The sequence below is a fragment of the Psychrobacter piscatorii genome, assembly GCF_001444505.1.
In the GTDB taxonomy this organism is placed as follows: domain Bacteria; phylum Pseudomonadota; class Gammaproteobacteria; order Pseudomonadales; family Moraxellaceae; genus Psychrobacter; species Psychrobacter piscatorii_B.
Genome location: NZ_LNDJ01000070.1, coordinates 17,547 through 30,556 on the forward strand (window position 1 = coordinate 17,547; position 13,010 = coordinate 30,556).

Annotated in this window: 7 protein-coding genes and 2 pseudogenes; 8 read left to right on the forward strand and 1 reads right to left on the reverse strand. The window is 43.7% G+C overall.

Annotation, left to right across the window (positions count from 1 at the left end; translation table 11 throughout):
- Positions 1-585 precede the first annotated feature (585 nt).
- From AS194_RS07325 to rpoD, 3 genes are all read left to right on the forward strand, one after another.
- Positions 586-1,767: an outer membrane protein assembly factor BamD gene (locus tag AS194_RS07325; protein WP_058024858.1), complete on the forward strand. Its 1,182-nt coding sequence runs from the start codon at positions 586-588 to the stop codon at positions 1,765-1,767.
- Positions 1,768-1,906: 139 nt separating this feature from the next.
- Complete coding sequence (locus tag AS194_RS07330; RefSeq protein ID WP_058024859.1) at positions 1,907-4,144, forward strand: DNA primase; 2,238 nt, start codon at positions 1,907-1,909, stop codon at positions 4,142-4,144.
- Between the two features lie 530 nt (positions 4,145-4,674).
- Positions 4,675-6,597 carry an RNA polymerase sigma factor RpoD gene (gene rpoD, locus AS194_RS07335; RefSeq protein ID WP_058024860.1) on the forward strand — a complete coding sequence of 641 codons (1,923 nt, stop codon included), beginning with the start codon at positions 4,675-4,677 and terminating at the stop codon, positions 6,595-6,597.
- A gap of 68 nt (positions 6,598-6,665) precedes the next feature.
- Here the strand turns inward: rpoD and AS194_RS07340 are convergent.
- A pseudogene (locus AS194_RS07340) lies at positions 6,666-6,926 on the reverse strand (STAS domain-containing protein); the annotation flags it as partial.
- Between the two features lie 166 nt (positions 6,927-7,092).
- Between AS194_RS07340 and AS194_RS07345 the strand changes: the two are divergent.
- The 5 genes and pseudogenes from AS194_RS07345 to AS194_RS07365 form a co-directional block, all read left to right on the forward strand.
- Positions 7,093-8,019, forward strand: coding sequence for a bestrophin family protein (locus AS194_RS07345; protein WP_058024862.1), 927 nt, complete (start codon positions 7,093-7,095; stop codon positions 8,017-8,019).
- A gap of 276 nt (positions 8,020-8,295) precedes the next feature.
- Positions 8,296-8,586, forward strand: a complete 291-nt coding sequence (locus tag AS194_RS07350; protein ID WP_058024867.1) for a YbeD family protein — start codon at positions 8,296-8,298, stop codon at positions 8,584-8,586.
- A 500-nt stretch (positions 8,587-9,086) separates the two neighbouring features.
- Positions 9,087-11,363 (forward strand): class 1a ribonucleoside-diphosphate reductase subunit alpha, encoded by a 2,277-nt coding sequence (nrdA, locus tag AS194_RS07355; protein ID WP_058024863.1) that lies wholly within the window; start codon positions 9,087-9,089, stop codon positions 11,361-11,363.
- A 34-nt stretch (positions 11,364-11,397) separates the two neighbouring features.
- Entirely contained in the window at positions 11,398-12,432 is a 1,035-nt protein-coding gene (locus tag AS194_RS07360; protein ID WP_227511602.1) for a nucleotidyltransferase, read from the forward strand.
- Positions 12,433-12,434: 2 nt separating this feature from the next.
- Positions 12,435-13,010: pseudogene (locus AS194_RS07365) on the forward strand (thiamine biosynthesis protein ThiF); the annotation flags it as partial.

Consider the following 13,010-nt stretch of genomic DNA (forward strand, 5'->3'; position numbering starts at 1 on the left):
GCGGAGACAATACCGCCCTAGTGTATCATGTCACGCGCCCAAGCCCTATAAAAGTGCATACTATCTGTGAATTTTTGAGCGCTTCTGAGGTGCCAAGCTTTACTGCTTAGCTCTCTAGAACATAACATTGCTGTAATTTACTGTATATTTGTTCCTGCCAGCGATATTCGGTATCGCTCGTGATAGCCGCTCATGTTAAACTGCCTGTAAAATATAGATAGCGAAAAAATAGACGAAGCAAACGTTATTCTATAAAGTATAGCCATGTTTTGCTGTATGCTATGGCACTGTATTCCTATGCCATATTCAAATACAGTATAAAAATACCATTGGGTTTTATTGACAGTATTTGCCATCTAAACCGTTTGAATATGATTAAATGCATTTAATCTATTACAGGCTTACTATAAAAGCTCTATGTATCAGACCCAATCTACCAGTACAATACGTCATAACAAAAACTGCATTCGATGAAAAACGTGTTGCTTGTGCATCGCTGAATACTCAGCATCGTTTTTTATCACTAACCTTTTATATAGCATGATAGCACTGCTGCTATTATGCGTCTTGTGTCGGAGAAGAAGTATGCAAGCTGTTGGCAATACGTTTATCAAACTGTCCTCAATAACCTTACTTGCGCTTAGCGTCAATCTAGTAGGTTGCCAGACATTCAAAAACCTCACTGGCGCCAAAGATGTCGACGCGGTAGAAACAGCGGAAAAGTCAGAGCAAGGTTACTATAACGATGCCATCGCTCAAATCGATAGAGGCCGCTATGTCCAAGGTGTTGAAGAACTGACCAATCTGCGTACCTTTTACCCAACTGGGCAGTACGCCGAGCAAGCATTACTTGATATGATGTACGCACAGTATCAAGGCGATAAATACGAGATGGCAGCAGCGAGTGCCGAGCAGTTCATCCGTCTATATCCTTCTAATCCGCAAGTCAGCTATGCTTACTATGTACGCGGCGTTGCCAATATGGAAGGCTCGTCTGAGAGTTTGAAGCTGTTTAAATTAAACCAAGCAGAGCGTGACACTGCGTATCTACGTATTGCCTTTGCCAATTTCCAAGAACTTATTAGCAAATACCCAAATAGTCCCTATGCACCAGATGCCGCCCAGCGCATGACATTTATCTATAATCAGTTTGCCCAAAGCGAGATGAGCGCAGCCAACTGGTATATTGAGCGTGAAGCTTATGTGGCAGCTGTCAACCGTGCCAAATGGGTCTTCCAGTACTATCCACTGAGTGAGTCAGTACCAGATGCCATTGCTGTCCTAGCCTATAGCCACGAAAAACTTGGTCTAACAGACTTAGCAAATGAGTACAAAACCCTATTGCAAATCAACTATCCAAACATGCTGACTAGTAATGGCAGCGTGAAACTGAGCACCAAACGTGATCGCTCTTGGCTCAATAAGATTACCTTTGGACAGCTTGGTCGCTCAAACACAACTGACAACTCAGTGGCAACTGGCGAATATAACGGCGCGACCAAAACCCAATTGATTGGCAACGCAGCCCAGTTGAGACTAGCAGGGACAAACACAACGCCTGCCAACACTCCAGTCGCCAACAATGCGGCTGCTCGTAATGGTATCAGCGTAGGCCTAGGTCTGCCTGAAGCGTCAGCTGAGCGCGTGACCAGCCAATCAAGCACTGGCTCGACTGCACGAGAAGCCAACGTCGATCCACTAAATACCAATCCAACACGTCGCACTACGCTAAATGACGACAGTGTGAGGGATATGGATAATAATTGATTATGTGAGGTCTTTTAGCCTAGCTAACACAGTCTGTATTCATTGATAATAAGGTCAACATTACGTTGGCCTTATTTTTCTAGCAGTACCTTATTACCTCTGCCCCAACATAATCGACCTATGGTAAACTGTTTTTTGTATGAGCATTCCTAACCATATTCTTGAACAACTCAATAGCCAAGCTGACCTGATCAGCATCATTGGCAAACACACCACGCTTAAACGCGCTGGTAGTGAATATAAAGGTTGCTGCCCTTTTCACGGTGAAAAATCGCCTTCTTTTTATGTCAATCCACAAAAAAATATCTATCACTGTTTTGGCTGTAGCGTCGGTGGCAATGCCATCAGTTTTTTGCGTGATTACGAGAATCTTACCTTTATCGAAGCAGTCAATGAGCTCTCTAAACAAACAGGCATTGAAGTACCACAAGAAGAGCAACAGAACGTCAGCTATCAACGCCGTACGCCAAAACCTATTGCACCGCCGCCAGTTCACAATGTACCTAGCCCAACGATAGAGCACAGCAAAGTAAATCAAGACGGTGCAAACCAAGACGGCACAAACCAAGACAGCTATCGAAATAACTATCAAAAAAACCGTCAAGCCAGTCATCAAAACAATGTTGACCAAAGCGACCAAAATTACATCGACCAGCCTAATTACAATGACAATCAAGGCTATGATGACGCTCAGGGTTACGATAATTTCCCGCCGCTAGAGGCTTACGAGTCAGCATCTTATTCAATGGACTCGTATCCATCAGAGCCGTATTCTTCAAACCATGCGGATGATGATGGCTATCCGCCAGTGTGGCTGACAGATAACGATGCAAGTATGGCTAGCATTGATCAGAACGCTGATCAAGATGGCAATTTGTACGATCTGCTAGAGCAAATTCAGCAGTTCTATCAGCGTAATCTGACCACGCATCCTCATGCCAAGCACTATTTTTTATCGCGTGGCATTAGCGAAGACATCTTTGAAACCTTTGGCCTCGGCTATGCGCCCTTTGGGTGGCAGCATCTTGAGCATCAGTTCCCGCAAGACATTGAGGGGCTCAAAGCATTGGGGTTGGTACGCCAGTCAGAATCTGGTCGTGACTATGATCTATTGCGTGATCGGGTGATTTTCCCCATTCGTGACAACCAAGGCCGCACCATTGGTTTTGGTGGTCGGGCGCTCGACAATGAGGTCAAGCCAAAATACATCAACTCCTCAGACTCGCCCGTCTTTCATAAGCAGCATGTACTCTATGGCTATTATGAGTCGCGCCAGCAGCGTGCTAACGACTGGCTGGTGGTAGAAGGCTATATGGATGTCATTGCTCTCTATCAAGCGGGCATCTATGGGGCGGTCGCCTCGATGGGTACGGCAATCAATGAAAGCCAAATATCGCGGCTATTGACACTCAATCCAACGCTGACTTTGAGTTTTGATGGCGACAGTGCCGGACAAAAAGCCGCTTGGCGTACGCTTGAAGTTGCCTTACCTGTGCTTGCTGATGATAAAGAGTTGCGGTTTTTAACCCTACCTAATAATCATGATCCTGATACGTTTATCAAAAGTCATGGCAGCGATGCCATGCGTGAGCAAATCAGCCAAGCCATGCCGTTATCACAGTATATTTTTGCTTACTTAAGTGAGCGCTATGACATGAGTCTGGCTGAAGGTAAAGCCAAGCTCATGTCGCAAGTACGCTCATTGACGACCGCTTTGCCAAAAGGCAGTAGCTTTCGCTATTTGCTCAACAATGATGTTTATCAAAAGCTTGGCGGCAGGCGCAGTCAAAATGTCGAGGCCAAAGATGCGCTGCTAGACTTTGATGGTGATATGACCATCAGTCAGCAATTGCAGCTGTGCTTTTTGTTTCAGCCGCGCGCACTCATTGATGACCCTATCGAATCGATTTGGCAACAGTCTGGTATTAATGGCTTACACCTACCTGCGCATATCAAACAAAAGGCTTCAGCCGATACGCTGCGTCCGCTTGCTTGGGAAGACCTGCAAGACGCTGCTCTGCTTGACATCGTGAGCACTATCAAACGCTGTCTTAATTATTTGCCAAAAGATGCCAACGCAGCAGCGCATTTTATCTTATCAAATGTGAAGCCTGCGACCCAAGAGATGCTGAGCCGTAATTGGGGCGGTTTTTATAAAGCGCTAACTGCGCGCAATATTTTGGGGCTTGATGGCCTGATCGAAGAGCTAGTCAGTCAGCTGCTTGAGCGCAACATGAAGAAAAAAATACAAGAGCTGATAAAAAACCCTGATCATATTAAGCTCGCAATCGTCCGTAAACAAACCCAATTATTGAACGATTGGCTACGGGCACAGCAGGCAGAGCAATCGGCACAGATGGTCATCGTTCAGTCTTAATGTTTAATTATCAAATCATGCCCCTTTAAAATTCTAGCCACTGCCCCCACTACTAATGATTATGCCCAGTAGCATGAGTCACTCCTAAATCATTTAGCTGATGGCAAATAAACGGCAAAAAATGGTCGGTAGCTATCACTAGCTCGTGCTTGACGACTGCGGTCTGTGTTAAACTGTGTCGCTGTATATTGACAGCACTGCTTTGTTAATGATTGTGAGCATGCATCTTTAAGCACAAATTTTAGGTATTATTTTACGTATCTGCTTTTAGATACTATTTTTGAGTATTAAATTTTAAGTACTATATTTTTTTAGGTACTGTATTGAAGTCTTTTTAGCTTTTCTAATTTTTAGCTGTTTTTTAGCATTGTTATTGTAGTGTTTTGAGCCTTTATTCATATCAACTCATTTTTGATATTATTGACAACCTCTACGCCATATTTTGATCAATCGATTGATAAGATCAACGCAAAGAGCGAGCGATAGCGAGTCACAATATAAAAATGTCCGATGCAAGTAAGCGAGTATTTATGAACGATAAGTCAGTTTCTAAGTCCACATCTCAACTGGCCACCTTAATCCAAATGGGCAAAGAGCAAGGGTATCTTACCTACGCTGAGGTGAATGACCAGCTGCCCGACTCTATTACCGAAAGCGATCAGATCGAAGATATTGTGCAGATGCTAACCGATGTTGGTATCAAAATCTTTGAATCAGCTCCTGATGCCGATGACATCTTGATGAACGATGATTCAAGTGATGATGACATGGCAGCAGATGAGGCAGCGGCGGTACTCGCCTCTGTTGAGACTGAGCCTGGTCGTACCACTGACCCTGTCCGTATGTATATGCGTGAGATGGGTACGGTTGATCTTCTTACCCGTGAAGGTGAGATCTCCATTGCTAAGCGTATCGAAGAAGGTATTCGTGATGTACAGCATGCCATGGCTTACTGGCCTGGCACCGTACAGTTCGTCCTTGATGAATACCAAAAAGTACAAGATGGCGAAAAAAAGCTATCTGATGTCATCACTGGTTTCTTAGATCCTGAAACCGAAGAAGACAAAATCGCAGCCCAAGAAGCAAAAGAGGCAGCGAAAGAAGAGCGTGAGCGCATTAAAGAAGAAAAAGAAAACCCACCGGTTATCAAAGCCAAGATCAATGCGAAAGCAGCTGCGCTTGATGATGACGATGAAGACGAAGACGACGTTGAAGAAGAAGCTGAAGAAGAAACCAGCGGTCTTGATCCAGAAGAAGTACGTTTGCGTCTAGAAGAGATCGAGCATCTATTTATCAAAGCCAAGCAAGCGCTGCTAGATTATGGTCGTGGTAGTGTGCAAGCTGATACCGCGTATGCCCTACTTGCCGAACGTTTTATGATGCTAAAGCTAAACAACCGCTTGTCAGATCAAGTCATGGCTATCATGCATGATGTCTATGATGACGTGCGTAAGCAAGAGCGTCAGATCATGCGTCTGGTAATCCGCCGTGGTCGTATGCCGCGCGAAGAGTTCCGCAAGACTTTCCCAAGCAATGAAACCAACGTTGATTGGCTCATCGAGCGCATCAAGGGTAAGCCTGCATTTGCGGGCACGCTAGAAAAAGTCACTGATGATGTCATCCTATTACAACGTCGTATCCGTGACTACGAGCAACAGCTCGACATGAAAATCCACGACATGAAAGACGTGGCACGCCGTATGGCAGTTGGTGAAGCAAAAGCTCGCCGCGCCAAAAAAGAAATGGTCGAGGCCAATCTACGTCTGGTTATCTCTATTGCCAAAAAATACACCAACCGTGGCCTACAGTTCTTGGATCTGATCCAAGAAGGTAATATCGGTCTGATGAAAGCCGTTGATAAGTTTGAATATCGCCGTGGTTATAAGTTCTCAACGTATGCCACATGGTGGATTCGTCAGGCAATCACGCGCTCTATCGCTGACCAAGCGCGTACCATTCGTATCCCTGTGCATATGATTGAGACGATCAACAAGATCAACCGTGTCTCACGTCAGCTGCTACAAGAAATGGGACGCGAGCCAACGCCTGAGGAATTAGGCGAGCGTTTAGAGATGGACGAAGTCAAAGTCCGCAAAGTGCTCAAGATTGCCAAAGAGCCTATCTCTATGGAGACGCCTATCGGTGATGATGAAGATTCCCACCTAGGTGACTTCATCGAAGATGGTACGATCTCAAGCCCTGTCGACGATGCAACGTCTGCTGGACTACAAGAAGCCACTCGTGATGTACTCGGCAACCTGACTGAGCGTGAAGCCCGTGTCCTAAAAATGCGTTTCGGTATCGACATGCCAACGGATCATACTTTAGAAGAAGTTGGTAAGCAGTTCGATGTTACCCGTGAACGTATCCGTCAGATTGAGGCAAAAGCGTTGCGTAAACTGCGTCATCCCTCACGTTCTGAGCATTTACGTTCTTTCCTTGAAAATGACTAATATTCAATGAAGCTAAATAAAAAAAGCCGAGTTTATCTCGGCTTTTTTGTGTTTGTTAATCTATGTTATCAATGCGCGCCTAAATTTTGCTCAGCATCTGGTTTGTCATGCACACCGAAATTGTCTATCATCGTCTGGCTTGCCTCGTTCAAACCAATAAGCTCTACCTCAGTGCCTTCACGACGAAATTTGATAATGACTTTATCAATCGCAGCGATTGCTGTCACATCCCAAAAATGTGCTCGTGACACGTCAATAACTACTTTAGAGACAGACTCTTTAATATCAAAGGATTCAGTCATACGCTCTGCTGACGAAAAGAATAGGCGAGGATTTAACTTTTTGGCTATCCCAATTACCGAGCTTAAGTGACCACCCTACTTCTTAGTTTGAATAAATTTATAGTCTTTTGGGCTTTACAGATCTTGATTCTGTATTAGAATTACACGAGACATTGAATAGTGTCTCCATATACCCCATCGCTAGGAAGCTGACATGATTGTCCGGCAAACACCCCACCCGTTTAAGATATTTTTCGCCCTTCGCGGTTCAATCATTCCAAAAATATATCCGCAGCTGCTATTGGTTACCATCCTTAGTACAGCCATTACCATTATTCAACACTGGATTCCTGACTCTTTTCCTTATTATGGTATCGCCACTTTTACCTTATTAGGGATTGCTCTATCGCTGTTTTTGGGATTTCGAAATAATGCCAGCTATCAGCGTTGGTGGGAAGCACGGATGCTATGGGGCCAGTTGGTATATGATGCTCGCAGCTTAACCCGTCAAGTCCTATCCTTTATAGATGATGACAACGAGCATGGTCGTGAGACTCAGCGCACCATGGTATATCTGACCATTGCTTTTGCACATGCTGTACGCCACAGGCTGCGTGGTACGCCACCTTGGGCGGACATAGATCCCTTTGTCGCATCCATACATCATGATCGTATGCGCCAAGCGAAAAATGTCCCTGACCATATAATGCGCCTCATGGGTAAGCATCTCGGCGATATTCGGCGTCAAAGACTGGTCTCAGAGCAGGTTATACAAAACATGGATGAGCGCCTGACATCTATGACGATTGTCTTGGCAGCCTGCGAGCGCATTCATAACACACCGCTACCTTTTGCTTATATGCTGCTGGTACATCGTACGACCTACTTGTATTGCATCATGCTGCCTTTTGGCTTGGTCGCCTCGCTTGGTTGGGCAACGCCCTTGGTTTGTGCCGTGATTGCTTATACGTTTTTTGGGTTAGATGCATTGAGTGAAGAGCTAGAAGAGCCGTTTGGTTTGGCGGCTAATCAGTTACCTCTGACCGCATTGTCCCGCACTATCGAGATCAATCTGCGAGAAGCGCTGGGAGAAACCAATCTGCCGACTGATATTATGCCTATTGATGGTTATTTGCCGTAAATATTGCCGTCATCTAAGCGCCATACAATAAACGAGCGGCAAACGTAACTTGAATAATCCACCGCACGCCACTATAAATAGCAGACAAAGGTACTGTAGGTAAAATCTCTACTCTAACCAGCTGATTTATTCAAAAATATTATCTATAAAAGCGAGGCTCATATCATGAGTGATGATTCAAAAAATAACAACGACAACGTCGACAACAATGTAAATAACCCAACCAGCAATCAGCCATCAGTGAAAGTCACTGATTTGACGCCAAATAAAGGGGCTCTGAAAGGCAAAAAAACAGACATTCAAAATCCTGAGCTTTGGGAGTTCCCAATGAACTACCCACTCAGCATCATTGGTCATGAAGGTGAGCACGAGAGCCTGCTTAATGAAATCAAGCTGATCTTGGGTAGCCAATTCCCTGATTTTGATTTGGCCTCTATTGAAGTGAAACCTTCTAGAACGGGTCGCTTTCATTCAGCACGGGTCAATCTGTACCTAACAGCCGCTGATCAAGTCAATACACTTTATGCCGCGCTTGATAACGCCAAGACGGTCCGCATGGTTTTGTAAATCGTTCAGACAGGTTTAGCGCCTTTTGGTCCAAGTCGTCACTCGCTAGTAATAACATATGGGTGGCGATTTTTTGTGGTTTGATGTACAATCTGCGCCCGCATTATTGCCGCCATGATGATGGTTATCAGGCGACAATCACTGAGAAAATAAAAAGCAAACGGCCGCACTATTTTTACAAAAAATTTATGATTGACCGCATTTGCGCCTAACCCTTATCCCATCGTCCTTTGCCAAAATTTGGACTGCCTACAACCTTGTAGCAACATAGTTTTATCCTAAAATCAATATAGTATTTTCAGAATTTTCCCGCTATATTGTGCCTACCAATTAACAAACACGCTATATGTAGTACTCAGTGATTTTAACCATCACTACGAGTAGTGGTAGCTTTTTGCCTAAAAAACAGCTAGCACAACCCAGCATCATAGCGTTATAAAGAATGTCTGCCGCTGCTTTGGCGCGCGACATCACAATAAGCAATCAAAATAGAGGCCAACATGACACATATTGATAAAATCCAAGTAACCAAGCGTGATGGACGTTTAGAGCCTATTAATTTAGACAAAATTCATAAGGTAATAGCGTGGGCGGCGGATGGATTGGACAACGTCTCTGTGTCGCAAGTTGAGCTAAAGTCGCACATCCAGTTTTATGAAGGCATCAAAACCCGTGACATTCACGAAACCATCATCAAATCAGCCGCTGACCTCATCTCTGAAACCACGCCTGACTATCAGTATCTCGCCGCGCGCTTGGCTATCTTCCATCTGCGTAAGATTGCTTATAACCAGTTTGAGCCGCCGCACCTGTATGACCATGTCAAAACGCTCACCGACGCTGGCAAATATGATGAGCATATCCTAGCGGACTATAGCCGTGCCGAATTTGATGAATTAGAAGAGTATCTGGATCACTGGCGCGATATGAATTTGGCTTATGCAGCGGTTGAGCAAATGGCAGGGAAATACTTGGTTCAAGATCGCGTGAGCAAAACGGTCTATGAAAGCCCGCAGTTCCTTTATATGCTGGTTGGTATGTGTCTGTTTAGCCAATACGACAAGTCAGATCGACTTGATTTCGTCAAACGCTTCTATGATGCGACCTCAGAATTCAAAATCTCACTACCGACGCCGATCATGTCAGGTGTGCGTACGCCATCGCGTCAGTTCAGCTCGTGCGTACTGATCGAATGTGGTGATAGCCTAGACTCAATCAACGCGACCACCAGCGCCATCGTACGCTACGTGTCACAGCGCGCTGGTATCGGCATCAACGCAGGTCGTATCCGTGCCCTTGGTAGCCCGATCCGTGGCGGTGAAGCGCAGCATACTGGCTGTATCCCATTCTACAAACTGTTCCAAACGGCGGTGAAATGCTGCTCACAAGGTGGCGTCCGTGGCGGAGCTGCGACCCTATTTTACCCATTATGGCATTTGGAAGTTGAGTCATTACTGGTACTCAAAAACAACCGCGGCGTCGAAGACAACCGTGTCCGTCATATGGATTACGGCGTACAATTAAACAAAACGATGTACACGCGCCTCATCAAAGGTCAAGACATCTCGCTATTCTCACCAAGTGACACGCCAGGCCTATATGATGCGTTCTTTGAAGACCAAGACAAATTCGAAGAGCTATATACCAAGTACGAAAACGATCCTAACATCCGTAGCCGTCAAATCCCAGCTGCTGATTTGTTCAGCCTGATGATGCAAGAGCGCGCCAGTACGGGTCGTATCTATATCCAAAACGTCGATCATTGCAACACGCATAGCCCATTTGACGCGGCCATTGCGCCGATTCGCCAGTCAAACCTATGTATGGAAATCGCGCTACCAACCAAGCCACTGGATAACATCAATGACGAAGCAGGCGAAATCGCCCTTTGTACGCTATCAGCGGTCAACTTGGGTAAAGTCAACAACGTCAGCGACATCGAAGAGCCAGCCGAGCTAATCGTCCGTGCGCTTGACGCCCTGCTCGACTACCAAGACTATCCAGTAAAAGCCGCTCAAAACGGCAGCATGCGTCGCCGTACGCTAGGTGTGGGCGTGATTAACTATGCGTATTACTTAGCTAAGAATGGCGCACGCTACTCTGACGATAGCGCGCTTGGTCTGACCCATCAGACGTTTGAAGCGTTGCAGTTCTATCTCTTAAAAGCGTCAAACAAATTAGCCAAAGAGCAAGGCGCATGTCCTGCGTTCAATGAGACCACGTACTCACAAGGTATCTTGCCAATTGATACGTACAAAGCCGACTTGGACAAAATCTGCCAAGAGCCGCTACATCTCGATTGGGAAACGCTACGTAGGGATATCACTGAGCACGGTCTACGCAACTCTACCCTAACCGCCTTGATGCCGTCTGAGACCTCAAGTCAGATCGCCAACGCGACCAACGGTATCGAGCCACCACGTGGTCTGGTCTCTATCAAAGCGTCAAAAGATGGCATTCTAAAGCAAGTCGTGCCTGAGATTGACAAGCTAAAAGATCAGTACGAGCTACTATGGCAAATGCCAAACAATGACGGTTACCTAAAGCTGGTCGCTATCATGCAAAAATTCGTCGATCAAAGTATCTCTGCCAACACCAACTACGATCCCGTTCGTTATGCTGGTGGCCGTGTACCGATGAAGATATTGCTAAAAGACTTGCTAAACGCTTATAAAATGGGTGTGAAGACGTTGTACTACCATAACACTCGTGATGGTGCGAACGATGCCCAAGCGGATATGGAAGATGATTGTGCTGGCGGTGCATGTAAGATCTAGGACTGCAAGAGAACTTATTTAAATAGAATCTCTGATGGATGGCGGGTTTGGCTTTTTAGTTAAATCCCGCTATCCAGTATTGATTTATTCAAATGGATTTTTAAATACTATTCAAAGGACTAAGATAATGGCTGACTATAAAAGTAACTATCTACAAGAAGTACTTGAAACACATAAGATGAAGCACATAAAAGATGTCTTTGATAAATACAGAGATAGACGTAATGAAATTAAAGATTTCTTAAATGCCGAATACGGTAGCAGAATTTATAGTCCTTTTGATTCAGGATCTTATAGTAAGCATACTGCTGTTAATACAAAGTTTGACCTAGATGCAGTTGTACCTTTTAAATATAAAAGCTTCAATACATTAGAAGATATGTTCAGTGACATTTATAACAAGTTAAATGATAAATTTAATGATAGAACTACTGTTCGAAAGCAAGGTGTTTCTATTGGACTAGCCTTTGAAGAAGATGGTATTGATATAGACATTGTACCTGCTCGAGAAACACGAGTAGATGGCTATACCGAAACAAGAAATCTAAATCTTCATATCAACTCCTTAGATCCATCGGAGACTGGGTATTTAAAAACTAATATTCAAAGTCAGATTAATCATATAAGTGGTAAGGACAATGAACGAAAAATTATTAGATTGCTAAAGATCTGGAAATTTCAAAAATCTAAAAAATATAAGTCATTTTTCTTTGAACTTTTAGTTATCAAAGCTTATGACAGTACCTTACCTACAGGTAATTTATGGGAACAATTTAAGACTGTTCTCCAATATATTGTAGATAATATTGAAAGTTCTACATTTAAACTGCCTGACCCGGGTAACAGCAACAATGATTTAATGAGTACATTAGATTCATATCAAAAAACACTATTAAAAAGTGATTTTGAATGGATGCTAACCAATATTGAGAACAACGAAAAACAAATTGAATACTATTTTGAGAAAAACAAAGAATTTTCTGAAGGAGCTAGTAATAATGGTTTGAGCTATGGTGTTGCTGGAGCTACTCCAGTTTCTACTCCTTCATCTAAACAGCGTTTTGGTTAGATATGAGATTTTCTCAAGAAGAACTACTAAATACTATCAGTAGCATAAGCTATATCTCAAACTTACAAGATCTTAAATTCGACAAAGATCTTGTAATTTTTAGTATAGCTTTTAATCTCGAAGGTCTCAATGAGGAAATAACTTTTGAAGTAACAATCCATTCTCAATACCCATTCAAGTTTAGTGGTTCTGAGACAATAATTTTTAGAAATATTAATCTGATTAAATATAGTCATGTAATGAGTAATGGCTCGGTATGCTTCCATAATCAACATTGCGTTGATTTCAGACAGAAGTTAATACAGGATTTTGATGCGATTAAAAACTGGATTACTAAATATATAATTAAAGAAGAAAAAGATAGTCATTATGAGCATCTAATCGTCAATAACGGTACTTTCGAAGGTAGCCATTACGCTTATCAATTTACTGATGTAAAAGAAAGTTTCAAGAAAGGAGAATTTGGGACAGTTTCTCTCAAACCATTAATTGACTCTCCATACTGTCAAAGTCGGATAAGTAATTATTTAGTTCAAAGTTTTACTGAATCTTTAAGCTTTGCAATTAAGAATTGTGGC

Coding starts and splice junctions, on each gene's coding strand:
- AS194_RS07325 (WP_058024858.1), top strand. CDS start 586: ATGCAAGCTGTTGGCAATACGTTTATCAAACTGTCCTCAATAACCTTA.
- AS194_RS07330 (WP_058024859.1), top strand. CDS start 1,907: ATGAGCATTCCTAACCATATTCTTGAACAACTCAATAGCCAAGCTGAC.
- rpoD (WP_058024860.1), top strand. CDS start 4,675: ATGAACGATAAGTCAGTTTCTAAGTCCACATCTCAACTGGCCACCTTA.
- AS194_RS07345 (WP_058024862.1), top strand. CDS start 7,093: ATGATTGTCCGGCAAACACCCCACCCGTTTAAGATATTTTTCGCCCTT.
- nrdA (WP_058024863.1), top strand. CDS start 9,087: ATGACACATATTGATAAAATCCAAGTAACCAAGCGTGATGGACGTTTA.
- AS194_RS07360 (WP_227511602.1), top strand. CDS start 11,398: ATGGATGGCGGGTTTGGCTTTTTAGTTAAATCCCGCTATCCAGTATTG.